At 47.7% G+C, this 26,377-nt stretch carries 24 protein-coding genes; 1 reads left to right on the plus strand and 23 read right to left on the minus strand.

The annotated features are described in order from the left end of the window. Positions 1-71: 71 nt before the first annotated feature. From LL912_RS12430 to LL912_RS12455, 6 genes are all read right to left on the minus strand, one after another. Complete coding sequence (locus LL912_RS12430) at positions 72-563, minus strand: hypothetical protein (RefSeq protein ID WP_235553893.1); 492 nt, start codon at positions 561-563, stop codon at positions 72-74. An 866-nt stretch (positions 564-1,429) separates the two neighbouring features. Further along, positions 1,430-2,074, minus strand: a complete 645-nt coding sequence (locus tag LL912_RS12435; protein WP_235553894.1) for a hypothetical protein — start codon at positions 2,072-2,074, stop codon at positions 1,430-1,432. A gap of 2 nt (positions 2,075-2,076) precedes the next feature. Then, positions 2,077-6,507, minus strand: coding sequence for a DUF6443 domain-containing protein (locus tag LL912_RS12440; RefSeq protein ID WP_235553895.1), 4,431 nt, complete (start codon positions 6,505-6,507; stop codon positions 2,077-2,079). Between the two features lie 11 nt (positions 6,508-6,518). Beyond that, complete coding sequence (locus LL912_RS12445; RefSeq protein WP_235553896.1) at positions 6,519-10,097, minus strand: RHS repeat domain-containing protein; 3,579 nt, start codon at positions 10,095-10,097, stop codon at positions 6,519-6,521. A gap of 30 nt (positions 10,098-10,127) precedes the next feature. Then, positions 10,128-11,648 carry a hypothetical protein gene (locus LL912_RS12450; protein ID WP_235553897.1) on the minus strand — a complete coding sequence of 507 codons (1,521 nt, stop codon included), beginning with the start codon at positions 11,646-11,648 and terminating at the stop codon, positions 10,128-10,130. 142 nt (positions 11,649-11,790) lie between these two features. Then, the gene (locus tag LL912_RS12455; RefSeq protein ID WP_235553898.1) at positions 11,791-12,072 is read right to left on the minus strand and encodes a hypothetical protein; all 282 of its coding nucleotides are present in this window, start codon (positions 12,070-12,072) and stop codon (positions 11,791-11,793) included. Positions 12,073-12,165: 93 nt separating this feature from the next. On the opposite strand from LL912_RS12455, the gene LL912_RS12460 reads away from it, so the two are divergent. Beyond that, positions 12,166-12,657 (plus strand): helix-turn-helix transcriptional regulator, encoded by a 492-nt coding sequence (locus tag LL912_RS12460; RefSeq protein ID WP_235553899.1) that lies wholly within the window; start codon positions 12,166-12,168, stop codon positions 12,655-12,657. Positions 12,658-12,673: 16 nt separating this feature from the next. Here LL912_RS12460 and LL912_RS12465 read toward each other — a convergent pair whose 3' ends face one another. The 17 genes from LL912_RS12465 to LL912_RS12545 form a co-directional block, all read right to left on the minus strand. Continuing rightward, positions 12,674-13,324: a hypothetical protein gene (locus LL912_RS12465; RefSeq protein ID WP_235553900.1), complete on the minus strand. Its 651-nt coding sequence runs from the start codon at positions 13,322-13,324 to the stop codon at positions 12,674-12,676. Positions 13,325-13,344: 20 nt separating this feature from the next. After that, entirely contained in the window at positions 13,345-14,349 is a 1,005-nt protein-coding gene (locus LL912_RS12470; protein WP_235553901.1) for a hypothetical protein, read from the minus strand. Between the two features lie 33 nt (positions 14,350-14,382). Next, positions 14,383-14,901, minus strand: coding sequence for a hypothetical protein (locus tag LL912_RS12475; RefSeq protein ID WP_235553902.1), 519 nt, complete (start codon positions 14,899-14,901; stop codon positions 14,383-14,385). 23 nt (positions 14,902-14,924) lie between these two features. Beyond that, positions 14,925-15,782, minus strand: coding sequence for a conjugative transposon protein TraN (gene traN, locus LL912_RS12480; RefSeq protein WP_235553903.1), 858 nt, complete (start codon positions 15,780-15,782; stop codon positions 14,925-14,927). Between the two features lie 37 nt (positions 15,783-15,819). Continuing rightward, positions 15,820-17,115 (minus strand): conjugative transposon protein TraM, encoded by a 1,296-nt coding sequence (traM, locus tag LL912_RS12485; RefSeq protein WP_235553904.1) that lies wholly within the window; start codon positions 17,113-17,115, stop codon positions 15,820-15,822. A 38-nt stretch (positions 17,116-17,153) separates the two neighbouring features. Next, on the minus strand, positions 17,154-17,606 hold the full coding sequence (locus tag LL912_RS12490) for a hypothetical protein (RefSeq protein ID WP_235553905.1): 453 nt from the start codon (positions 17,604-17,606) through the stop codon (positions 17,154-17,156). 25 nt (positions 17,607-17,631) lie between these two features. After that, the gene (gene traK / locus LL912_RS12495; protein ID WP_235553906.1) at positions 17,632-18,252 is read right to left on the minus strand and encodes a conjugative transposon protein TraK; all 621 of its coding nucleotides are present in this window, start codon (positions 18,250-18,252) and stop codon (positions 17,632-17,634) included. A 23-nt stretch (positions 18,253-18,275) separates the two neighbouring features. Then, positions 18,276-19,334, minus strand: coding sequence for a conjugative transposon protein TraJ (traJ, locus tag LL912_RS12500; RefSeq protein WP_235553907.1), 1,059 nt, complete (start codon positions 19,332-19,334; stop codon positions 18,276-18,278). A 13-nt stretch (positions 19,335-19,347) separates the two neighbouring features. Then, positions 19,348-19,992, minus strand: coding sequence for a TerB family tellurite resistance protein (locus LL912_RS12505; protein WP_235553908.1), 645 nt, complete (start codon positions 19,990-19,992; stop codon positions 19,348-19,350). 4 nt (positions 19,993-19,996) lie between these two features. Then, on the minus strand, positions 19,997-20,632 hold the full coding sequence (locus LL912_RS12510; protein WP_235553909.1) for a hypothetical protein: 636 nt from the start codon (positions 20,630-20,632) through the stop codon (positions 19,997-19,999). 21 nt (positions 20,633-20,653) lie between these two features. Continuing rightward, a complete protein-coding gene (locus tag LL912_RS12515) occupies positions 20,654-21,325 on the minus strand; it encodes a conjugal transfer protein TraI (protein WP_235553910.1) in 672 nt (223 codons plus the stop codon). Between the two features lie 19 nt (positions 21,326-21,344). After that, positions 21,345-22,451, minus strand: coding sequence for a TraG family conjugative transposon ATPase (locus LL912_RS26320; protein WP_235553911.1), 1,107 nt, complete (start codon positions 22,449-22,451; stop codon positions 21,345-21,347). A 55-nt stretch (positions 22,452-22,506) separates the two neighbouring features. Continuing rightward, positions 22,507-23,922, minus strand: coding sequence for a TraG family conjugative transposon ATPase (locus tag LL912_RS26325; RefSeq protein WP_235553912.1), 1,416 nt, complete (start codon positions 23,920-23,922; stop codon positions 22,507-22,509). Continuing rightward, on the minus strand, positions 23,919-24,248 hold the full coding sequence (locus tag LL912_RS12530; RefSeq protein ID WP_235553913.1) for a DUF4133 domain-containing protein: 330 nt from the start codon (positions 24,246-24,248) through the stop codon (positions 23,919-23,921). The genes LL912_RS26325 and LL912_RS12530 overlap by 4 nt, the downstream gene beginning before the upstream one ends. Before the next feature lie 10 nt (positions 24,249-24,258). Continuing rightward, positions 24,259-24,570, minus strand: a complete 312-nt coding sequence (locus LL912_RS12535) for a DUF4134 domain-containing protein (RefSeq protein WP_235553914.1) — start codon at positions 24,568-24,570, stop codon at positions 24,259-24,261. 39 nt (positions 24,571-24,609) lie between these two features. Further along, on the minus strand, positions 24,610-25,224 hold the full coding sequence (locus LL912_RS12540) for a hypothetical protein (protein ID WP_235553915.1): 615 nt from the start codon (positions 25,222-25,224) through the stop codon (positions 24,610-24,612). A gap of 171 nt (positions 25,225-25,395) precedes the next feature. After that, positions 25,396-26,223, minus strand: a complete 828-nt coding sequence (locus tag LL912_RS12545) for an RteC domain-containing protein (protein WP_235553916.1) — start codon at positions 26,221-26,223, stop codon at positions 25,396-25,398. Positions 26,224-26,377 lie beyond the last annotated feature (154 nt).

The following is a 26,377-nucleotide window of genomic DNA, read 5'->3' on the forward strand; positions in this document are numbered from 1 at the left end:
GTGTCAGGCAATGCTATATCTTTTGGGATTCTTAACGTTGGTAACATAACCGTATATTTTAAAATGAATAATTACTTATGCAACTGGCGGCGTTTTCCTGCTTTTGACCTGGAGCCCTTGACCTCTTCGGAGCCATACTTTGCCCTGATCTCATCAAGCGTTTTTTTGCTCCCCCGCCTTTGTTTCAGGTGAGCGCTCCGGTAATACCATGCCTCCTTCTTGTACGCGAAACGCAAACCCGCTTCGTCCAACTCAACATGAACAGGCTTCGTATCGCCGGTAACCCAAATCCATAAGCCTACCAGCTCAATCTTTATTCCGGGCAGGTTTATGATTTTTTCGATCACGGTACGGTACTCTTCGGAGAAGCGCATTTCCTTATCCGAATCTTCCTGGGACAGATTGCCATCTTTGATCAGCTTGGCGGTTGCGTACGCATACTCTGTATTGATCGCCTGCATCGTTCGTACGTCGCCACCTCGGTCAGGATGATGTTCAAAAGCGAGTTTTCTGTACCTGGCCTTTACTTCATCCAGCGTTTTACAATCATTGAAGAATTTCATAAACCATATTTTTAAAATGAATAAAATCTGATGTGCGTTTCGATCTCGCTGATCTCATCAGTGCCGTATGCGTAACGGCAGACACACTTTTACACGGGTAGCGAACGGCCAGGACATGTCAACCGGCCCGCTGTCTCCGGGTGAAGCGCTTACTCGGCTATTTGCTTTTCAGGTAGCCAATGTGCTCCGTTTTGTTCGCTAGCGGCGACTCGGCTACTAAGCCACCGGTCATTGCAGATTTGAAAGCTGACGGCATTGCCCTTTCAAATTGAGGCGAGGTCGATCAGGAGCTGTAGCCGCCAAGGTTTTTTAAAAAAAATACGACCCCTCCGGCCGCCCAATTTTTTTGTGGGGCGGCCCAAAGAGGGGTGGAGATTTTTTTTGAAAAACCCGTGGCCCGGCGCGCCCCTTAATGGGCGCCGGAGACCTTGGCGGCTACAGATCAGGATCGGACCTTTGCCGATTGTTTGAAGGGGTAAGGCCGGTCAGGTAGAACAAATCCTATGACCGTGGATCGTAGGCGGGTTGACTGGGAGCGGACAAACGGGTACTGGCTCACGAAGGGCATAGTCGATGTAGGAGCCACCCGGGGTGCGGGTTGTTGGCAGTACTATGCGTTCGTTTCCCCGAAAGGTGCAGTCTGTCGGATGCATTGGCACTTGCTATACATTCCCTCCCCTAACCGCGGAGACGAGAAGAGAAATAAAAAAGCCGGCCTGAGAACAGACCGGCGTAACATCTAATATCCTGCAATCTAAACTGCTTTTTCTTTAGAATAAAGCTGAGATGTCAGAACCACTAACAATAGCGTTGAAAGTATCCTGCTCATATTTTTATACTAATATCGTGTCAATTAAGATATGACTTTATAACATTTCAATCTCAGACTTTTCTATTACCCATCCGTCTCCCTCTTTCTTAAATTTAAAGGCATATAGTGCTTTGTCACCACCCTGTCCCATACCTGAAAAGATCTTTGCAAATACCAAAGCTATATTTTTAGAATAAAGTATTTTCGAGAAGGTAACCCTCATAGGTCGATAGTGTATTGTATCATAACCTCTTATTTCCGACGTAAAATCCTTATCAGCAAAATCGGTGTCTTCAAAAGCTTTAAATTGATATTTCAAACAATTTGAAAAGTTGCATTGTAAGTCTCCACCATCACTTGTTTGGTATGTATAATTTAACAGACTGCTATCCATTAGAAGAGATGAAAACCAAGGATTAAGATGAGCAACAGTAAAATCCCATCGAACCTTTGGGATATAAAAACTCAATTTTAAGATGCCAGTCCGACGGATAGGTGTACCTATGTCGTCGCTTTCCGGATCTATGATCCCCGTGTACACAGTATCGTTAGTTGCCTCCCGTGCGTTAAGGAACTCCAGGATACTTTCATAAATTAAACACTCATCCTTAACATCATTTTGTGCGAATGAATTGTGGGATATTGCCATAATTATTAGAGACAATATTGAAAGTAAAACTATTTTTGATTTGCTTGTCATAGCTATTTTACATTTAGTGTATTTAAAATATCTTTAGCCTCTTTAGGTAAAGACGTAGGAATCTTACCTCCGTATGCTTTAGGGATTGTATTACTTAATTTCGGCTTCATAAATACTGATTTACCTCCAGGTGCAAGTCCAACATTTACTCCAAAGCCAAAAGTTGTTATATCATTTCCTCGATGTCCAGTTAACGATGTAGACCATTTTTGCTTCCCTTTTTCCTGATTATCTCTATCACCGAAAGCCTTTGTATCTTGTCTTCGTCCATTCGGTTCTGTTTTGTCATCATCGTATTGACCAGTATTTTTTCCTCCGTTAGTAGTCTGATCACCATAATGACCATATTCGTGCAATAGATTCAATGCTAGACCAAGCGTTTGCTCGGATAATTCGTTCGTATTGTTCGGATCAATATTTGCTAGGCTCTTAACGACGCTAGGATCAAAAATGATTCCATCTTTTCCCCCTCTTGCGCCAGGACCATAAGCACTAATTGTAATATCCGGACCATTACCAATTTCGAGGTCTGATAAAATTCGACTTTGATCGAATCCCGTAGTATTGGCTATTGCATCCATCGCCTGGGGATTTGAGGATACCAGATTACCAATATTGGTAACAATACTTTCAAATCGTTGTACATCCCCCCTGGTTAATCCATTTGCTTTTAACTGGGCATCGTTATAGTTTAATTTAAACCTTCCATCAGGGTCAACGTATTTTACCGGGTTGTTGGAAACGTACGCGAATGGGCTCTCACTATGATATTTGTCAGCAAAAGGATCAATACTGTTCCATCTCCCAATTTGCGAGTTATACTGTCTCGCACCATACTCATAGTTCTGTAAACCAAAAGCAGTCTCCAATTCTTTGGTATTGTATTTATACGGATTTATAGGTGCTGTAACCTCTGGCGCCATCTGGCTCACCGTTAAACCAAAAGGATAATAGTGTGACTCCTCTAAAACATTACCGTTATAATGCTCGATCTTGATATCGTCAAAGTAAACATCTTTTCCGATGCTGTTATTGTTGATGTATATTATGATGTAACCCGGTACATCAATCCTGAGCAGTTCGCCGTCCAGTATAGACGGTCTTATCGTTGTCCAGGGAATACCGCTGCCACTACCGGTCGGCACTTGTACGGCCCCGCTTTTTGCGGGGATGAGTTGCAGGTTCTGGTCAAACATCAGGTAGTTCAGGTAAGCCCTTGGGGCAGATGGATCGGTATTGGCGCTCAGCATGCTGTTCAGCTGGCTGGGCAGCGCAGGATTATTCATCGCCTGGGTAATGATGGCTACGTTTTGCTGCATTTCCGATACCGGTACGCCGGTATAGGTTTCCCCACCCAAAAGCGCGCTGGTCAGAGAGCTCACCATATCGGCAGGGGTTACCGTGCTGCCCGGCGTAAAAGCCCCCTGGTAAAAGCAGTCTGCGCTGATGCGGAACTCGTCGCCGGGCATGGTGCGCAGCATAATAGCCGTACCGATACGCTTAGCGGGATCGCTGGCCACCAGGTGGGCCGATGTTTCATTGCCGGGTGTGCCAGCAGGGTTATCATCCCATACATTCTCAATATTGTCAAAGACCAGGTGCTCGGCAGCATAGGCTGAAATTTCATGGCTGGCAAGGTAATCGGCGGTCATAGGCTCGGCATTAACTGAGGTCCGTACATTGCCCAGGTGGTCCTTGACAAAATAATCATAGGTATATTTTACCTCGGCACCCACTACTTTGGGACGGCTGCGACCTTCCTCGTTCATGATATATTCCAGCCGGTTGTCCTTATAAACGAAGTTACCGATATAATCGTAACCATACGTAGTGCCGCTGGTAGGCGTAATAACTTTCTGCAGCCTGTTGCCCAAAGCATCATAGAGGTATTTAATGGTACCCAGCCCCGTTACCGTGATCTGCTCGGGCTTATTAAGATAGCTATAGGCAGTGGCGCTGATCTTCCGGTTGCCGTCGGTGAGCATATTGCCATTTACGTCATAGGTATATTCCGTAGTGGTATTGGCATTGTTCTTAAAGTCGGGCAGCAGGGCGGTATTGGCCGCAGGCACGCCATCCTCTACTTTTATAAGCTGGTTGCTGTTTGCCTTATAAGTATAGATCAGCAGGTCCATATCCTCCGGCGTGGAGCTGCCGGGTTCTGTACCCCGCTGGTTCATGCTCTTGATATTGCCGTTCAGGTCGTAGGTGACGCCGCTCATGGTATAATCCGTTGCAGTCTTGACCCAGGTTGTACCTGTAAATTGCTTATGCCTGTATTCAGCATGGTCCAGGCGGCCCAGCTTGTCATAATCATAACCATAAGCACGCTGGGTAAACAAGGCGGCAGCCGTAGGCCTGTAGCCGGTCCATACGGTACCGGCTATATTGCCATTGTAGAATTTGCTGGCAAATCCTTTGTCATAATACAGGTTCTGCTCAAAAAACACCTTCTGATCCGTTAAAGGACCATTGGAATTATAGGCCCGGAGATATTGCAGCCAGCCCTGGATATTGTACTCCTGCAGTACATTGCCGGATGGGAACATCTTCGTTGTAATATGCCCCAGGTGATCATAATCATAGTAAGCGAACTCGTATTCCGGGTCGCCATTCATTGTTTTCGTCACCTTCCACACCTGGTCGTTACCTCCGCCTATTCCGATATTCCGTTCATAGGTGGTCTCCAATGTGTTTATAGTCATATCATAGGTGGTACCAAACATAGGCAGGGCGGAAGGGTTCTGCTGTCGGAAAATATTCTTCCAGAGCATGCCCTGGAAATAATAAGTGTTAGAGCTGTAGTCCTTTCCTCCTTTATGGTTGCTGGCAACCGCCTGGATCAGCCGGCCTTTTTCATCATAGTAATTGACCGTGGTCAGCCAGTTAGGTGTAGCAGCGCCATCCATCACCTTTACTTTGGTCCCCGTCACCAGGCCACGGGTATTATTCGAACGCACAGAACGCACCAAGTAAGGCTGTGTAACGGATGGAAGAAAGGAAGAATTATAGGAATAACCGGTTGCCGGAAGGTCTGCATAATCGTCATAATAGGTATAGCTGAGAATATCTGCACTACCCAAACTGGTTGTTATGGTCGTCGGGTATGTATGCCAAAGATTATAATTCCTTAAGTAAAACCATATAGATGGTTCAGGGTACACGGTTGTACTTGTAAGGATAGATGTCATGGAAGCCTGGCTACCTGTCGCAGGTATCAGTCCTGTGACTACAGGCCTGTCCAATGCATCATATATGGTAAACATCCATTTGCCATCAGCTTTTATCCTTGCGTCCCGGTAATAAATCTGCCGGTCCCGCTGGTCATAAACATATTCTTCACTGCCTTTGCCAGGTATCTGCTTTTCGATCAGGCGCCCGCGGCTATCATATACATAACGGTAGCAAAGACCGGCAGCAATATTCGCGTCGATAGCAGGGAATGTATGTGTAAAAGTGGTGGTCGATCCCGAGGTGCTGGTAGCGACCGTCGGCTTTGCAGCTTCCGGTGGAATCACAAAGCGTAAACGGTTCAGATCATCATATACATAAATGGTATAGGCAAGGTTGAGCGGATCGCCATATGCAGGCACTCTTGGCATCGTTGCTGCTGGTGGAAAATCCTTGGCTACTCTTCGCTGCATGATCATCCTGCCCAGCTTATCCCTTACCTCTTCGGAAACATTGCTATCTTCATCCGTTACCCGGGTTATATACAGTTCCTTTTCATTGTAATTGCCTGCATATACCGGTAAGGCAGTCGCTGTAGCCCCGATCGTATAACGGGGAAAGCAGTTCTTGTATTTCCAGAAAACAATGCTCGTACCTACGGTACCGGAGTAGGTTGGCTCTGTATTGGTGGCATATTCTACCACCTTCCCACGGTCAGCGCCGATCCAGCTGGCCCCTTGGGGGAGCTGTCTTGTCACCCGGTTAAGCAGCGAATTGTCAAATTCTGTTTTACTGTAGGGATGCTCGCCGGTTGAGCCGGGATAAAATGCAGTAAACAAAGTCTTCAGGTTAGACCAGGTAAGATTACCGTCCGAATAAGCTAAAGGTAGCGCAAAGGGCAGATAGCCGTAAGCTTCCCTTCCTACGCTGTCATAAACATGGTGCTGCACCAGGTCATAACCGTCGGCATGTGCCTTTTTCTGCACCGATTGCAGCGGACGCCCCAGACCGTCGAAATACTCGGCCGACTGCCGGTAATAGGTGCTGGCACTGATACTGGTCACCGGCTGATCAGGCACCTGTGTGCGGATATAGTTGAACCGGGTGATGCCCGATAAATTGTTCAAACCCGGGTAGCTTGTCACCGGTGGTAAGTCCGGCATTTCGGTTGGGATATTATTGACGGGATTGCTCACCGCCTGGGCACTTGACTGGACCGTATAGGCCAGCAAAGCTATTATAGATATATATTGCAATTTCATGATCGTTATTTTTATTCTGCTCCCTGGTATTTATAGGTGTTCTGGTTAATAATATTTCCCTGCTCGTCCTTGATACGCACCAGCCGGCCCATACCGTCATATTCATAATGGGTTATGACGCCATGCTCATCGCAGCTATTGGTAACATTGCCATTCACCGCGTCATAAGTGTAGGACTTCATTGCCGCACCTTCGGGGTACAGACGTACCTCGTCCAGCGTATTGCTGACGGTGCCGCTGGCTGCATTTGGCAAGCGGACATAGAGCTTCCTGTTTTCAGCCGTAAAAGCCAGCTCATGATACACCCAGCCATTCACTGTTTTCTTGGCTGTGGCATCCGGTAGCAATGTCGTATTGTTGATGTATGCCTTCGGAAATTTGCTGGCGACTACCGGTGCGGGTATCCAGAAGCTGAAAACATATCTTTTGCCGGCCACCAGGCTGTCCATCGTCCGCAGCTCGTGCTGCGCGCCAAGCGTGTTGGACACCAGCCGGAGCACCTTGTTACCCATAGGCGCCGTTGCACTTGACTCTATATAGTCAGCGCCAAAATCCCAGTTGCCTTTATTGTCGTCGATCACACCATAGCTCCCTTCGAAATTGCAATAAGCCACGTCACTGTTAACGGCACTTGTAGTAATGGAACTGACAGACTGGAAACGGTTATCCCAGGTATAAGCCACAGATGATGCTTTCTGCGCAACGGTGAGCGGCAGGCATTTCGCGGACGTATAGGCCGTTACATTCTCCTGCAGCTGGTATTTGCTGTTAAAGGATAAGCTGCCGGAAGCGTACATAGAAGGGATATAGTTCAGCGTACCGGTACCTCCCGAAACCGTATATTTCCTGAAAGGCGCATCCAGCTCCATTTTATAGACCCGCCATACTACCGGCCTGTTCAGGTCATACATATACAAGGTACCATTGGTAAATGTCCCTTCGAGCGGGTCAGAGGGCTGCAATAATGTTGTCTGCTCCACCGGGTAGTTCTTAATCTTATAATTGGCCAACAGTCTTTTGATACCCAGTGCAGAGGCGCCGGTCGCTGTTCCCTGATAATCGGGATGGCTGTTATAGCGGGTATCGGTGATCAGCATTTCCCCGGCGCTGTTGACCGTGGTTTGCTGTGTAACATTGCCATAATCATCATACACAAAGGACTGGCTGGTGGTTATAGCATTTCCGCTTTCATACTGCGTTTCGGTAACGCTTTTCAGTGGATTCTGGTAAGTATAGATCCGGTAGGTCCAGGCACGGGGGCCGCCGCCGGTAGGCCAGGTTCCGGAGCAGGAGGATCCCCCGCGCTCATATAACGTTTTAAAGGCAAATGCCTTTATGAAGCTGTTCTTTCTTGCAGGGTCGTTGCGATAGGTATAGACGCTCTCCTTTACTTTAGTACCGGAAGCATTATAAAGCGCTTCATTAAGCACCTTGCCTCTTTCCAGGTCATTGGAGGTGGTTCGGTAATTGTCATTCTCCAATACCATCCCGAGGGTACCGGCCGGGCCTCCGTTGGTATAGTTATCGTGAAGCTCATCCCGGTAGGCAGGGTCGTCGCTATTGGTGAATTTCACCACCCGGTAGCTCCCGTCGGCCGATTTTTCCGCCACTTCGGAATAGGTAACGATACCGCCGGAAGCTTGACTCAGCCACTCTACTGCGTTGTCTGTGCGGTTTGTAAGGTAGAAGTCGCCGGCGCAGACACCGCCGCCGGTATTGCGGAATTTGACTTTATCAATATACCGTGGATAAGCGCCTAATATGCCGCTGGAGACACTGCCGCCGCCGGCATAGTTATTCGTATAGATGTACTCCCTGGTCATATCCGGCGAGCCGTAGATCCCCCTGCTCGTAATTTTCTTTATCCTGATGCTGGCAAAACCGGATTCCGTTACCAGCGAGACGGGGCTGGACAGGTTGTTCGGATCGACTTTAATGACGGAACTGTAATAGCCTGGCTCAAAGAGGAACTCGGTCTCTCCGCCGGTCGGGTAAATTATTTTCTTAAGAAGCCCGTAAAGCACTGCACTGGAACTAGGCGACCTGTCGGGCCAGGTAAAACCCAGGGACTCCGGCCTGCCATTGGCATATCCCCAATGGTCCCGGCTGAGCGTTTCATAGCCGGGCAGCAGATCCACATCACTGTAGGTGAATTTATATTTCTGTATGTTTGAAGCATCGGTATAGTCGAAGAATGCCAAAGAGTCCAGCGTCCTGCGCTTGGTGATGTCGGCGCGGTGATACAACCTGATCCCATTGACATAGGCGCCACTGATCTTATTATAGATCTTTATAGAATCCAGCTGCAGGTTATTATTGGGAAGTTTAGTTGAATTAGGAAATAACCAGTCATACATAAGATCGCCGCCCCAGGCATAGGTGATGGTCTTTTTAAACTCTGCCTCAGTGGTGCCTGCAGGACCATAAAAGGCGGTGGTAATGCCCAGCTCTTTTGCTCTGGAGGTGATAAAATCGACCCTGGTGGTCGGGGTTTCGATCCGGGACAGGTAAGAAGGATTGACAGCGGTCGCGACGTGTATAATATCACTGTCGAAGGTAGATGGGCCAAGGGTATTTTGGGCATACAGCGGCCGGAACAGGTTCTTTTGATAAAGCGCGCGGCCCCTTTTGTACACCAGCGTCGTCGTGTCACCTGCCGGCGTAATGATTCTGGAAAGGTACCAGGTATTTGCCGTGATCCTGTTCTCCCGGTCCTCGTTAGCAGCCAGGCCTTCCTGGGGGGTACCAGCTGGTCCGCCGATCTGCCCGCGGGAAAACTCAATGGCTGCGGTATCTTCCCCAAAAATATACCGGTAGCCATCCGGGGTGGTGATGGTAAATTTGGTAAATACGCTGCCTATCTCTTCATAGCCGCTGTGATCATTATTAAATGTTGAATCGTCAGTAACGCTGAAAAGGCGGTATAGCTTATAATTTCCCGTATAATCCAGCTCATCTGTTATCTCCAGCTTCAGGTTCTGCTTGCTCCTGACCTGCCAGTCACCTTTTTCTGACCGGAAGAAGCTGCCGCTGTAGGGGCCGAAGTTGAACGTGAATTCATCCGGTTCGAGGTCTGTCAGGGAATCCGCAGGAGTACCATTCAGCTTTGCTTTCATGAAAGTCGTGGTGTTCCAGTTGGAACGGTTCAGGGCCTTGCCGACAAAGTAATAGCCCCAATCAGCTTTTCCGCTGCTGACCAGGTCAAAGTTCCGGTTAAAGTACTCATCAGGGTACTGGTTAACTTTCCGGCTGATACTTCCGCCCGCCACGACATTCCAGCCCATTCCCGCCCAGCCCGGCTGGTCATTCACCTTAATACCACCGCTTTGGTAGGAAAGCGTTACCGGCAGCTGTATGCCATTGTTGCTTACGTTCAGCAACGGCACCGAAATATCTGCCGTACCTGTGAAGAGGTCAACCGGTACATCACCATAGGTATTTAAAGTAGCGGTATTGGGCGAAGGCACATTTTTCATATTGCTATGATAGTCGAACTGGTTTATCGCCTGCCCGTTCAGCGTCCTGGGCGCTGCCACAGATAAAAGTAGGAATGCCAGTATGCCGGGTAGGTTCATATTCTTCTTTCTCATTTTTTACAGATATGCTTTTGTTCTATTGTTTTATTTACTCCATCCGATCCTTACCAGTAACGGCGACCTCGTCCCCGAAGCTTGCCATAAAAAATTATAGCCCAGCAGGAAGGTACCGCTCCAAGAGCTGTTGATCCGGTAGCGCTTCATCAGGCCGATATAGGCTGCATCCTGCGCTGCGCCGAAGGCTTCCTTCAGGCCGCTGGCCGGGTCGGTCGGTTTTGGCCGGTCCTGGTTCTCGTAGAGCCATGCCCTGTTTTGTGGACGCCAGGCTCTTTCGTAGCCGGCCTGTATGCTGATACCGTACTGCCATTGCCAGTCGGCATAGGCCCGGGCGCTCAGGCCCTCGTAGCTGATGCGGATCTGCTCCCAGCTGGTGCCGAGGCCGGTACTGAGCCCGATGCCGATGCCATAGCTGAGGCGGGGCGTATGCTTGAAGCCCGCGCCGGCGCCAAGCTCCAGCATAGCGGGCCTGCCTTCCGGCGTAGGCCGCGTGGTCTGGAAATTATACTGCCATTCGATGCGCTGCCAGAAGGGCTTCCCCCTTTCCGGATTTTTACGGAATGCAGGTTTTTCTATATTTTTCAGTTGCTGCGCCTGTTCCTTAGCCTGCGCAATGCTTTGCTTCCCTTCCTGTACTTTGCCCTTGACCTCGTTCACCTTGCCGCTTATATCGTTGTATTTTTCCTGGAAAGCCTGTACCTGCTCCGCCATGCCTTGCTGCAGCCCTGAAAGGTTATTGCCAAAGGTCTGCTGTAAGGCTTCGGAAGTGAGGCGCTTGGTCTGGAAGCCCATACGCTCGAGATCGGCGGCGGTGGCATTGCTACCGAGACCGCCCCAGGCGTTCTTATTGGGATTAAGATATTCGGAAAAGCCTTCGGTGCCCTGGAGGTATTCAAGGGCTTTGGCCTCGGCTTCATCAGGATCATTGGCTACTTCTTTCCAGGCCTTTATCTTTTCACCGGCATAGTACACATCCTTCTGGATATTCTTCAGTCCGCTGATACCCGCTTTTCCGGCGAGTCCTTCAAGGGCCTGGGTACGCTGCTGTACAAGGCTTTTTACCTGTTGTTCAGCATTGAGCTGTTGCTGCAGGTCGCCCAGCTTACCTGTATAATCGCCGATGCCTGCTTTACCGGCGAGGTCCGAAGCCGCTCCCAGCTTCGCTGCCTGCTGCTGTGCGAAGCTTTGTATATTTTTCAGGCTGTCGATGAGCGGATCCCTGCGGCGGGGCATTTGCCGCAGCGCCGTGCTGTCTCGGGAGAGCGTGGCGATGCTGTCATAAGTGACGGGCATGGCCAGGTACTGCGCATACAAAGCAGAATCTTTTGCCGCCAGCTTCCTGGCCAGCCGGGCTTCTTTTCTTTTTAATCTTTTTAGTAAACGTTGCTGTATCTTTTGCGAACGGCCGAGGTATTGCTCGAGAGAAGTGGTGCGGCCTTCGAGATAAGCGCCCGCTGCTTCCTGCGTGGTAGCGGGAAAATCCTGCTCCTGGGCATATAGGTCCAGAGAATAGGATAATGAAAAGACCATGAGTGATAAAGGCAACAAACGCAACGCCAGCGTGTTTTCAGGGTTAACAATAAAGGTTTTGGTTACTGGTTTGGTTGGCGGTCTGGTAGGGCAAAATTAAAAAAAATAGTTAAAAAGCAAATTTTAACGGAATAAATCTGATTATTTCTATGCTGCATATTCATGTAACTGGAGGTGTTGAGTATCGGTTTAAAACCTTCTTTAACCTTAAGAGCCCATAAAAATAAATACCCTCCGGTTTGCCGTTCATATACAGATCGTAAAAATCCGTGAACTGTTTATAATCCACCTCAATAAATCGTTCAAGGAATTTTGCGCTTTCAACAATCCTGGGATATTTCAGTAATTTTTGTCCTTCGCTGATTTCACATAGAATGGTATCTACAAACATCATAAACTCCAGGAATTCTGTTTCTGTTCCTTTCCATTGCAGCTTTTTCATGTTGCAAAGCTGGAAAAGACGATTAATACATCCTACAGGTAAAAGACTGTCATTACAAAATGCCAGGATCACGTTACATCCTGTATACAAACAATGCCTGATTTTCTTAACTTTGCGACAACACCAATGACAAAATGTAAAGCCGCAGCTTACATTTTGCATAGATTAACTGACATTTTGCTAACTTTTTACCAGATTATGGAGCAAGACTTCTTTCGCCCAAACACAATAGGACAAAGGATCGCAAGGATTCGAAAAATGAAGGGTCTGAAACAGGAGACCCTTGCTGAACTGATTGGAATATCAAGACAGGCCATGTCAAATATTGAGACAAGTGATAACATTGACGACGAAAAGCTCGCTGAAATTGCAAAGGCACTAGATGTCGCACCGGAGTTCATTAAGAACTTCAACGCAGGTACCGGCATTAACAACAACATATACCAGCAAAACGACGGAACAATTAACTATAACTTTAATCCTATTGAAAAGATTGTGGAACTGTACGACGCATTGTTACGAAGCGAACGTGAAAAAATAGAATTGTTGCAGCAGTTACTACAAGCAGAACGAGAAAAAAAATAAGACGGTAGTGTGGCCGTTAAAGACCGTGAGCTGATAACCGTTTTATTATCTCTCCTATATCTTCCGACAAATAAGAAATCCCTTCCTGCAACTCCAACTCAGAACGGATCAGCGTCAGACGGTAAGCAATCCATAAAAACTCTTTACGCATCGAATCTTTACGTTCAGCTGATAACGCTTTATTATCACCGGCAATAAATCGGCCTACCGGTTTCCTGGATGCATCGATTACCATCCTAAGTTCGCTATCCTCTCTGAGTATGACAAACCCCAGCGAAACAAAAATCTTCTTCAGTACCTCAAATTTCCGCTCATTATGTTCGGAGCGTCCGATCTGTAAACGCTGTAGTGGTTTTTGCTGCAGAATATGTGGTAAAATAACGGACTTCATTGCTTTGCTGAAGATGCCTTTTTTCCTGTAGACCGGAAACATAAAGCAGTCAAGGTTCGCCTCCAGCAATTCTACAGCGCCAACCGGCGACGCATCCTGCATTATAAAATACAGGATGCGCGGGTTGACAATTCCGGAGTGCGCCACCTCTTCGCCCGGCTCCGGCCAGGCGAGACCATAATGTACCGACTCGGATAACGGGCGTATAAAAAGTTTAGCACCGCTGATTCTACCGGTGGTATATTCTTCAATTATCTTCTTTAATGTTTTGTTCATAATTGAGGGGTTATGGTAAATTACGCTCTCTTACCCATTGATTGACCATTGGACTCCAGAGGAGCATGTGTACGCGGCGGTACCCGTTGTCCAGGTTCCCTGCCCGCCGTCTCTCCTTTGCTGGTATTATTTTTCAAAGCCGGGTCTTTCTGTATGGCCTCCTCTGTTTTACCGGCATTCCTTTTCGCAATAGGATCATTTTTAATGGATTCGTCTACCGGATTTTCTTTGGCCTCCTGCCGTTCAGCATTTTTAACGTTTGCATCCGTAATGGCCGGGTCCGCATTTTGATCCTGGCGAAAAGGCGCTTCCTGTTTTACCTCGCGTTCGTGCTGACGCTTCAATTCCTGCTCACTCAATCCCGAGCCTACTGCAACCAGCATGCCTGCCGCATCGTAAGCCTGCACTTCTCTTTTCTTGGGATCAACGACAACATCAACGGCTACCTCCTTTCCGTCAATGGTAAGTGCACCCTGAAACAGATTGCCCTTCCGGAGATCGTCAGCTGCCCATGCCGGCATGCCCCTTCCCTCATTCTGGCTCCAGGGCAGATTTTCCAGACCTCGTTCAACGGAAAAACGATGATCCCTGTTATACATTTTCTGGATATAGTTACCATTCTTCGTTTTCTCGTTCATTTCCAGCTTGTACCAGGTATCTAACTTTAAATTACCCAGGGTTTGAGTTTTACATGCAGCCCGCCCCTCGGTCATATTGAAGGCCTGTTTTGCAGTCATACCGTTGTTCTTATAAACAGAAAAATACTGGCTCTTGGAGGGATCTCCCTCAATGGTGACGCGAAAACCGGACAGTACCCTATAATCACTGTCTTCTGCCTTTTTGAAGTCGATCGCATATTCGGTGCCTTTTTTATCCCAGGTAGCACTGTGGTTTATCTGGAATGTTGTCGCTCCCGAGTTTAGCTTTTCAACAAGTTCCGGATTATGCCGGTCTCCGAAGCCCAGATAGAACATACCCCGTGCAAGGTATTTTGCATTGTCTTCAACATTGAAATCTGTAGTCATAATACTATTGTTTTAAAAAATTAAAAAAGTTGCTTATCTCGATACACCGCGTGATCTTCCAGGGGCCTCCGGCAGGCGTGGATGCACGCGCGGCGGCATGCGTATTACCCGTGGTCGTCTTGCCATCGGATGCCGCACTACCTTTGACTCCTGCTGTACCTTTACCGGCGTTGGCTTAACCGGCTCCCTTTTCCCGGGAGGCGAAGGATTGTTAAGATGGGCCGCGGGGTTGTCCTGCATCATGGCGGCTATCCCTTTTATCACTCTTCCTGTTTGTCGTAATGTCCATCTGGCAAACCTGCGCCCAACCCTATATAGCCTGTTGGGATAGATACGACGCTCAAGGTTTTTATTTGCAGAGCGAAGCATTTTCAGTGATACGCGTTCATCTATATTACGCGGTGGCTGGCATTGGCGTTGCAGTGCGCGCATTTCCTGTAGCCTGATCTTAGCAAAGGCCCGGCCATCCAGCGCCTTCGCTCCGAAAATACCGGCATACCTGTTCTGCCGTGCATGCCAGTCACTTATCCCCTTTTCTACGCGATTGATCATGGTAAAAAATTTAATAATGATATCTATTGTTTCAACGGCCGGGCCTTCACTATATCGTACCCATTGATGTTCAATTGCAGGTGCCGGTCTCCGGACTGCTCGAACAGCTGTATGATAAAATTCTTCTTATTGGCAACCGTAAATTTGGAAAAGGCAAAAACCAGCACTTGCTTCGAGTGCGCTACGGTGGTATTCCCAAGTTCCTTATGAATCAGCAAGGGGGTCAATTCCTGTTCCTGCTCCGCTGTCCGTTTCAGGCGTTTTTTATCGCGTACATAAAATCTTGCAAAATCCAGGTCGTAATCAATCGGGGAATAATTCTCGAGCGCGACGCGGTAAAAAACGACATCTTCAGCTGTATATATTCCTTCGAGCCGCGCACGCATTTTGAAAGATTTCTCTTTCGGCGTTTTCAGGAATGGTTGTGTGCTGGCCACCACTTTCGCCAATGCACCTACCTGCTCATCGTTGAGCTTACGGGATTTAAAAAGAGCTTGCGCTGCTTCCTCCGCACGCTGCTTTCCCAAGTCAATCGGCTTTTCGTCCGGTGTAGCACTATAGTCAACGTTGAATGCATATACCCGACCGTCAGTTGTTACAACTGTCAGGTTTGTTTGCGGGAAGGATGCTGTTGCGCCCTTCACCTTCAAGATGTTGTCCACTCCGGTAATTGTTTTTGCCAGGATATCACCAGTACCCCGGTCAACACCATTGGCCGCGATCGCTGCGGGAAAGATGAGCACGGTTGTTTTCAGATCATTCACATACAAATGATATGGCTCCTGCATGGCCTGCTGATAAAATGGCGCAGTCTGCGCAAGGGAGCTGACGCCTGCTGCCAGTAAAAACACAAAGAAAAACGACTTTAGTATTGCTTGCATAACAAATATGTTTTAATAGTATTAATGTTAAATAACCCTATTGATCCCGTTTATTGAGGTCCATCAGCAGCACCGGATATCCAGCCTTAACCGTGGCCCTGACCAATTTTGTTTTGCGACCGAACAGCGATTTTGCTGTCTGGATACCCGCGCTGGCCGCCTGTGCGCCAATGCTCTGATCTATCGTGTAGAAATCCAAAGATTGAATTGCCTGGTCCGCCCCTTGCTTCGTCGCGTCACGCCCAATCGCTCCGGGGATTTTGATACCAGCGATACCGTCCATGTCGTACACTGTAAGGGAAACAGGAAACAGGGAATTTTTAGAACGAAATGCCTTCACTTCAATATTCATTCGCTCTCCTTCCAGTTGACAGGCGCCAAAAACATAAGAGCCTTTTGGGATGAGCACGCCATTGATATACACATCCTCAACCAGCCGCATCTTTACCGTTGAACCCGACACCAGTGTCTGCGTTTCATGCACCACCGCGGGAATCGCTTTATTAGCTTCGTTGTCCATCACCACATCATCGGTCAGCTCATAAAATGCAGCAGTGACTACCTTTGCAGCGGTGTTGCTGCTATCTGTACCTGTTCTGCTTCTCCTGCCTCCTACCTCACCGCCAAAAAAATCCGCATTGGCGTTTGCTGGCGGCGCAGTTACTGAATACACCTGCCCCCGGTGCTTCTCAGATTCGGCCTTTAATTTTTCGCTGACCCGGCCAGGGTTCTGGATATCCATTACCTTTTCAAGCATAGAATTGATCTTATCTAACTCAGCATCGGGTTCACCGGCGGCTGAAGGCACATTGCCAGCCTGGAATGAAGCCTGTAATGCATCCAGGTTCAGCGGAGGATCGTATTCCGGTTCATGGTCGAAGGAGTGGCCAGCGCCCTCGTCCTGTAGCTGGCGCTCCAGCTCAGCAAGCCGGCTGCGCAGCCTTGCCTCCGTCTGGTCTGTTCCCCGTTGCGTACCACCATTACTATAAATACCATATGTGCCGGGTAGCAGTGCATTTAAAGAGTCGGCAAAATGCAGGCTGTCCGCAAAGGCCGTTTGCCCATACCTGCCATAAGGATCTGCGTTTCTCGCTTCCTCCCGTTCCAAAGAGTCTTTTAGCGCCTGGTCATACAGGCTGAGCTTATCCGGATTGCCCTCTTCCAGGCGAGCCTCCGGTAGCTTCGTGTTCAAGCCGCCTCCGGCTGCGGCTGGTTTACCTTCTTGGCTACTACTGCCACCACCTAACGCCCAAAACAGAAGCGTAATAAAAGGCAGCCCTATCACCGGCAGTACAGCCAGGAGCTTGCGTTTTCGTTTAAATTGTTCGTCCATAGTTTTTATTTTTTGTTTGCGATCGATAAGAGATGTTGCTATCTATAATACCCTGTGGCTATTTTTATACTATCCCACAGCCCCGGCCTGCTTTGTTTTAGCTCCCTGATCAACAGCCGCCCGCTATCTGTTTTGCTGAGGCTATCAATGGTGAAGGATATCGCCTGCATTCGTTTATGGAGTTCCCTGTCCCAAAGGGTATCCCTGGCCTGCAGCCTTAATTCCCGGATATGGTCGGTCCGTACAGCAGCAAGCGCCCGTTCCCCGGTGGGGTTTATAACCTTATACAATGCAATGCCGCTGTTCGCTCCCACAGCACCGCAAAAAAGGATCAAGGCAAGTGTCTTTTGTCCGGGCGTCCAGTTTGCAGTAACCCGGCTCATGTAGGTAGCCCATTTTGTCTGTGCATTCAGAATATTCCGGGCAAAATAGCCGGCCGCTTTATCGGTCAGCGGGGTTTCTCTCCTGGGTTTTCTTCTAAAAAATATCATAGTAAAAAATTTTCGGGGGGAGTGATCAACGGGTCTGCACATTTATATCCCTGTTCTCAATGGTATTCCAACGTTCGATCAGGAATCCGTGCAGGTTATTCTCCGAAGGCTGCAAGCCATCGCGGACGACACCTTCGGTGATAACAGAGCGGGTCACAATCGAAGTGGAACGCGTAATAAACAGCTTTGCATAATAGCGGAATCGATAGGGTTGATCATTAATATCTACTGATATACTGTCCACCTCTATACGTTGGTTAACATTACCCGCAACCAGATTGGCGTAGTAACCGTTCTCTTTAAGATTATCATATTGAGATTTGGCTGACCCGTCAGCAAGGTAAAGCGCTTTGGTCAGCTGGCTTTTTATCAGCGCTTCATCCGGCGAAAGTGTAAAAAAATAGAAATGAAACATTTTGATATGGTCTTTCAATTCTATGCCAAGATTATCTCTACGGTTAGCGGCGGTAGCCTCAAGCAGCCTTCCATTGCTCAGGATATATACCCGCTGCTGTACCTTGTCTACTTCCGTAATACACCAGTAAACCGTACTGCAACAGACACCGGTCACTGCTACAATCAACACCAATGAGAAGGTCTTGATATGCCGGAAGGCGGACTCTATATTTTTTAGCTGATGTAACATGATTATTTTTTATTTTAACCGGTCTATCTCCTGGGGTCCAAAACTGAAGTACCACGCATAACGATCGCATTTGTTTTCGATAGCAAGCCATTACCGCCGTGCGCATGTACCACATAGTTAGCTACTGACGGAACGGTGAAATAGCCGACGATACCTATTACAAGGAAAATCAAATACGCTGTATCCGTTGTACTGAAAAAAGAAGTGGATCCTTGTTCTGCAATTTCCTTCAGATCCAGCTTAAGCATACCCTCCTGTATTTTTCCGATAACGGTACCGAAAATGTTGGCGATCGGCAACCACAAAAAAATGTTTATATACCGCGCTATCCATTGGACAAGCGACTGCTGGAAACCGTCATATACCGCGAGGCCAATAACCAGGGGCCCAAGAATAACCAGTATCACCAGCTGGAAGGTCCGCAGTGCGTCGATACAAAGAGCAGCAGCCTGGAAGATCACCTGCAAAATTTCGCTCATCCATACTTTAATAGAATTTTTGAAATTGTAGAATGCCTTCGACATTGCGAAGCGCACGTCATTACCGATCTCCTCGAACATGCCTTCGCCATCGTTATCACCGGGGTGAGTATATTTATACCATGCATCCCGATCCCCCTCACTATTCTCGCCTACATACATTTTCCATTCATCCGTATCCTTTAACCGGCGTTGTTTTTCTTCGAGTAAGGACTTTATGGAATTATTGGAGGTCTCCACCATATCACCGGTTACGGAAACCGTTGGCTCTAATATCGAATTGAACATGTTGATCATGGGCATATACAGGGTTAGCACCAGGCCCAGGGCAAAAGGGCGGAACAGCGGATAGAAATCGATCGCCTCCGCCCGTGCAATATGGCCCCACACACGGTATGCGACATAAAACATGGCACCCATTCCGGCGACGGCCCGTCCCACACCAATCATGCGGCCACATATCGGGATCATTTCATTATACAGCTGGTCAAGTACCGCGTGCAACCCACCGATTTCACTGGCAAGCCCCTGTGCAAATACCAGTTTGGGCAATCCGACAAAAAATACCAGGAGCAGCCCGGCTATTTTACAGGTATGTTTCATGTTGTGGAAAAGATTAGTCTTTGATGTTGTAAAAATTTTCGATGGTCTTTGTCTCAGCTTTCCCTTTCAGCCGCTCGCGGGCGAAAACCCCGGTCTTGTTATTGAAAGAGCGTAAAAAGGAAAGCTGCTCGCTCGTCTCGTCTGCCAGCCGGTCAATGGCAGTAAGCCGTTCATCATCAGACATGCGCAAGCTTCCCGCAGTAAGGATCATCGTCAGCTCGTTTACATTACCCACGCTTCTGTCCAGCAGGTTATCATACACATTTCCCAAATAGGTTAACTCAGCCGTACTAAACACACCTGACTCCCGGAAATAATTAAAAGACCGCCGGTACTCCTTTACAATGCTCGCCTGATTACGGATAATATCTGGAATACGTTTATAATTACGCACAGATGGACTGACCGCCATCAGACCGTCCAGGAAGACCTGGTGTATATTGTAATTACCGCTTGTAATGTCTTTTACCTTGTTGTAGCCCTGACTGAGGATGCGGTAAGCATCATACATATTTTTCAGGATCTTCCTGAACTGTGCCAGCTTCTGAATATTCAATGCCAGCTGCTGCGCCTCGGCAACCTGCGCAACCGCCTGCGGGCACTGCACAAATAGAAATCCAACCAGCGCGAGACAAATAATAAACTTCCGGTACGTCATGCCGTTAATTTTTAAGGTTATAAAACCGATCCATTCCGGCGGTGCCGTCAGCTTCATTGCTTCTGCCGGAAACGAGCTCTTTAATCCCGGCGGAAAACTGCTGGCAAAAAGCGGACTTGTCCGTCAGCGACTGGTAACAGGTATCAATACGTCTCAGGCGTTCATCATCCGTCAGCTGCATTTTTCCGGAAGTAACCAGGTCAGTAAGCGTCTGCAGCTCCCGGTCGGTCTCGTCCATAAGTTTCGTAAAAACGGCACGCAGGTATTCTTTCTCCCCCGGGCTAAGCCACCGGCTGCTATTCACCAGCCGGATGGCCCGGGTACTGCTTTGTGAAACGGTCAATGCTGCAGCCATTGCCGCGTCCACTTTTGAAAAATCCTTAATATTGGGATTGACTGTTTTTAACGACGTATAATAAAGGTCATGCAGGTTGAACTCACCATTCTTTATATGGTGAATACTCTTTAGGCCCTTATCAATGATACTATATCCTTGTTTAGCCTGCCGGATATAGGTACCCAGCAACGCTATCTGCTGAATTGCCCGTTTGACCATCGCGCCGTTTTGGTTAAAAAACCCCTGCGCCGACCCGGAAAGCGACAGACAAATACAAACAATTATTGTAGCAAGAACTTTCATAAAAAATAATTTTACCGGTGATTATTGTAGCCCATAGAGCTTGCGGATCATATCCGCATCGGCAGCATCACGGGATCGGGCCAGACTCATGAGAAAATTCTGGTTATTGAATTTTTTCAGGTCCGAATAGGTCCCCTCCAGTTGCCCCGCCGTGGCGCTGATGAGCTCGAGACGCTTCCCGTCTGTCATCGTAGTTTTATAAGAGCTGATGACCATATAAAGCTGTTCCACGTTTTTAAGGCTGCTTTCCAGGATTCCGGCGTAAACCCTGTACATGTATGCAAGCTCTTCGGGCGAAAAATGCTTGTCCTGCCGGAGCAGACCCCATGCCCGCTTGTACTCCTCCACCAATGCCAGCTGGCCCTCAATGATCTGTCGCGCTTTTTTATAGGTGGCTATGGTATTTTTAACTTTAGCCAGCTCGTCATAATATTTTTCAAACAGCTTCTTTTGTTTTTCTGCCCACTCCGAAATCTGCTTGAGCTTCAGTTTTGACATCGTATTCTCAATCTGCTTTTGTGCATTCTGAAGCCCGATCGTTTTGTTCTGCAAACGCTGTATCGCCAGGTCCGCCGCTTTGAGCGCTTTCTTTATCGCCTCCTTGACCACCACCCAGACAATCGCATGACTTTTCTGAGTAGGTGCGAGTACCAGGGTAATGCCCAGCAACATGGAAATCATTAGCTTTTTCATAAAATGTTCGTTTTAAATTCTATGCCCGCAGTTCCCGTGCAAGTGCGGCAATACCTAGGCGATAGTTACCACCGAATTTCTCTGCATACTGCTGCACCTTTACTTTTTCCGATTCCTCCGTACTGTATGTAAGGTATTCTTCCAGTGACACTTCAGTGCGGTAGACGCGGCTGAGCTGGTTGCCCAAGCCGATGAAAACTTCTTTGTATTTTTTCGTAGGATCGTTGGCTTTATTAATGGACAGAATAAGTGTCTTTTCTTTTTCTGTAAGGCCCAACAACTCCTGAATCTGGTCAAATTTGTTCTGATACTTGGACTGGTCCAGCAATATCTTGCAATCACTGTTATTAATGATCGCCTGCTTGACCACCGGCGACGAAATAATATCGTCTACTTCCTGAGTCACAACAACGGCTTCGCCGTAAAATTTTCGTACGGTTTTGAAGAGATACTTAATATACTCGGCCATACCGTCTCTCGCGATCGCCTTCCACGCCTCTTCAATAAGGATCATTTTACGCACTCCCTTGAGCTTGCGCATCTTCGAAATGAACAGCTCTGCCACGATCAGGCTGACCACACTTAGAAGTATGGGATGATCTTTAATATTATCCAACTCGAACACTATAAATCTTTGCCGCAGCAGGTCCAGGTTCTCTGTTGCGTTAAGCAAATAGTCAAACTCGCCGCCTGAATAATAAGGCCGCAAAACATAAAGAAAATTATCAACATCAAAATCACGATCCTTTACGTTATCCGCTTTCAGTCTGTCAACAAAAGATTCCTTCAGGTAATCATAGAAACTGTTGAAACAGGGAAACACAGCGCGGTCTGTATCAAGAAAATCGTAATACCCGCTGAGGGCATTGGACAAGGCGACATATTCCGACCGTTTAAATACTTCATTATCTTTTTTCCACAATGCCAGGAGCAGGGTCTTAATGGACTCTTTCTTCTCGGTATCCAGTACGTCACCATCAGCAATAAAAAAGGGGTTGAACCGGATCGGGTTCTTCTCTTCATAAGTAAAGTAATACCCGTTGACAAGATTGCAAAGCCCCCGGTAACTGTGGCCGACGTCCACCAGTACACAATGTGTTCCTTGTTCAAAATAGCTCCGTACCATATGATTCGTATAAAATGATTTTCCGCTTCCTGAAAAGGCGTGCCGGGTCGCTTTTTTAGGCAGCGACCCGGCACGCCGAGGGCCCTAAAATGAATTTATTCCGATTAGTAATAACGCCCTGTCTCATCGGCTCGTCGGAAAGATCAACATGCACAGGCATACCAGTAATCCGGTCTCCCAGTCTCACACCAATCGGACTGATTGAGCTTCGGTAATTGGTTTCCATATTGAGAAAACAAGCAGCCTGTTCCGCAAACGAATCAAAGCATTCGTTCATGGGCAGGTCGGCAGCATTACCGGGCAATCCCGCCCAGAACAGCTGCGCCGCACCCTTGGTTTCCTGTTTCGGCTGGCCGTTTATTTGCGTAATGGCCGATGCCGCAGCATTGCGCAGGTCCTTTAGCTCATCTGGGTTATCGGTCCAAGCCTGTATATTGAAGTGGGCTTTTATGGGCAGGCGGCCTTCAGAAATTGCCTCATTTAAAAAGTCGCTGGTGGCATCGCGAGCTATGGCATTCTCACGGGAATAGGCGGATAGTGATTGCAGGCGCAGCCGCTTTGCCTCCAATTTCTTCATCGTCACTTGCATATCATCCACAACGATGAACTGGTTATATATATGATTGCAATTGAGTAACAAGCCGAGGGGAGACGCGAAACCAATGCTGAACCGGGTGTGTTCGCTGCTATACCGATCAAAGTGCATATTGCTCGAACAGGTTGGCGGTAAATCCTCCGCTTCGGCCAAGGTATAGAGCTGCATGTAGTTTTCACCTATCTTCCACTCCGGCTTAAATACAATATCCTTAATGTTCGGTGTTTTGTTACTGCCGTCCAGGAACAGGTACGATTCCAGCAGACCGGCTTTGTTTTTATCACCGGCAATGGCATCAGCTTTCAGCCGTTTGAATCGCACAAGCCCCGTATCGCTGATCACCCGCTCAAACTGCCCGATCACATCCAGAAACTCGTGCATTTCCCTGGGAGCGACAGAACCGCTTGCGGTTATCTTTTTTCGCAGCAGATTGCTCATTACAGAACTGGACGGCTTGCGCCCGGTCATTTTTCTTGTAAGCATCAGGTAGCAGCGATGATTCAGGAACGGGCGTTCATTGAAAAAGGCTTCACTGCTCCTCGATAAAAAACCGTCCTTGTCAAAGTCAGCCTTATAAGCATCCCTGAAAAAGTAATCCTGCTTATGCAGAATGCTGTGCCTGGGCAGTATTTTTATCGCCTTGATCCAAGCCTGGTGCAGTTGCTCATGCTGGTCATTGCTAAGGGTGAATATTTCCGGGAGCATAAGCTCGAACACAGCGGTCACATCTCCCTGCTTGGAAAGGATCAGGTCGTTCTCTATTTTATATAGCGGCAATAATGAAGACAGATCTTTACGCATGTCTTTGTATTCACTCAGGTGAAGCACCCAGGCGAACCCTGCCGTAACAGCCAAAAGGATAAATATAGTAGTCATTGAATTTCCTTTGAGGATTGTAGAATTGTATAAAGCCTACGGCTTTTCAGCGCCTCCGGCACCTGCCGGTAGGCGGCCTCTTTCATCAGGCCGTGAGGCCCATATCTGCGCGAATACTTATACAGGTAATTAACCATTACCGCACCGCCTGTACCTACCAGCGGCAGGATGACGTATACCGAAAAGCCAACCAGGTAAAGAATAGCGAAAACAAGGAGCAAGCTCACCAGACCTACTGCGAGATATGCGATATACTGCGCTTTCAGGCCCTTGAATTCAATGGGCTTGTTGATCCCCTTGTTTATATTATAGGTGCTGTTTGCCATAGCCAAAGATTTATACACCGAAGAAGGATTTTAGAACGGTAGCCACGACCACAAGGAATATGCAGCTGCCAAACCAGGCGCTCGCCACTTTGTTAGTATCCGGATCGCCACTGTTCCATTTGTTGAAAACTTTTACCGCTCCCACAAGCCCAACCACGGCGCCCACAGCGTACATTAGATTCGTGCCGGTACTGAAATAGCCCTTCACCTCGTTGGTAGCTTTGGTTATACCGGCATTACCGTCCTGGGCAAAAAGAGAAAGGACAATGAGATTGCTGATCAGCAAGGCAAACAGCTGCTGATATCTTCTTTTTGAAAACATCGGGTTTAATTTGAAGTGAGGAAAAGCAGATAAGATGGGCTAGACCCAGAGCGGGCGCAAGGATTTCTCTGTAAGCGTCAGGTCGAGCTTGAGGGCGGCCTTTTCTATCAGGTCATTTGCAATCGATTCACGATAATTGCCGATCGCTTCTTTATCGCCTTTTCCGGGGATCATCGCGAGCGTTTCTACCAGCTCGTCTGCGGTTACTGCCGGCGGCGCTTTGTCAATGGCTTCGGTAAAACGCCGCACCAGGTCCTCGACAATATCCATTTGCGCGACACGATCGGCATCGTTCTCATACTCGTCATAAAATGTTCCGTCCTCTTCCTCTCCGTCTTCTTCAAAGGCCGGGTCAAAGTCCTCGTCCCCGGGAAACCCTGCCTTGGTCGTCGTTGACGGTGCTGGTTCAGACGGGGAAACATAGCCACCGCCTCCGGTGGGCTTTTCGTCGGCTTCCTCAAACAGCACGGAACCCATCACCCCATTTACAACAGGGATGGATATATCTGTCCGGTACTTCGGTTTATACGATCTCCGGAAAAATCCACCTGAAATTTCTCTGCGATAACAGGTGGCCGCCAGCACTGCATAATAGACCGCCGTTGCTGCAGCAAAAAAAATAAAATACTCTGTCCAGGAAATTGAATGTAACATGCTCTTGAATTTTGAAATGAATAATCGACGCTGTATTGCGTCATTGTCAGGAGCAAATGTGCTATTGACAGAAAGGGGAAAATCACAACCCGACCGAGTTCGGTCTGCTTTTTTTTGATAAAAGCAAAAAAGTCCGGGCAGTTGCCCGGACTTTTCAACAGTCTCGTCGTCTTATCTATTATAACGATCGTCTGCGTCATCCATGCCATCTCGGAACTTCTTTTTCAGAAAATCGAGAAATGTGGTCGTATTTTTTCGGGAATACATTTCCTGTTTTGACCGGTAAATATTGGGTAGTTCAATCCCAAAATTCACAGAAAAGAAATCCGCGAGTTCCTTAACTTCAAGTTTACCATGATTAACCGCTCCCCCATAACACAATGCGTAAATTAGCTCGACCAGATCGATCTTATTGGATGTCCAGTTAAATCGTGGCGCTGGCCTATGTGCTGTAGTTACATTATCATTCAGTACCCCCACCAGGTAATCCAATAAGCGCTCATAAGCTATGAACCGGGCAAATTTCAATCCGGTCGGTGTGCATAGCCGGTTATCCGCAAGCCCGACGGACTCATCTATATAAAGAACAGGAAGTCTCTTCTGAAAAACGAAAAGTTCATTATCCCGAAATGAGTCAGCCGACCTGAAGTAGCGATAAATGGTTTCATTAGCAAGGAAATACCGTTCTATAACCCTCTGTTCCTCCTTAAACAACTTGCGCCGGCCTTTCTTGTTTCCTCCAGGAAGAGCTGATTCAATCCGGTAAAGCCGGATAAAGTAGATCAGATGCGCGTAAATACGCGGACCAATGTTTTTATACAATTCAATCTCCTCTGTTCTGTTAACAGGAGGACTTTGGAATATCTCGCGGAGATCATGAAGATAGTCTTCAATAAGATGGATGGCTCTTTCCGAACTAGCAATCACATCTCGGTGTTGCATAACTTCGGAAAGCTTTCCTTCAAGCTCTCTTAATAGTACAATAGCTGACTGAATCATATGCCCTTAATTGAATTGTTAGCAAAATCATCGTCAGCATCAGGGGCAACACAAATGTACCAACATTGGCAAAAGACATAACAAGCACGCGGATAAATATCGCTTATAACGCCATTAGATTTGCTTATAAAAAATTGCTGCATACAATCGGGTT

The sequence above is a fragment of the Niabella agricola genome, assembly GCF_021538615.1.
GTDB lineage: Bacteria > Bacteroidota > Bacteroidia > Chitinophagales > Chitinophagaceae > Niabella > Niabella agricola.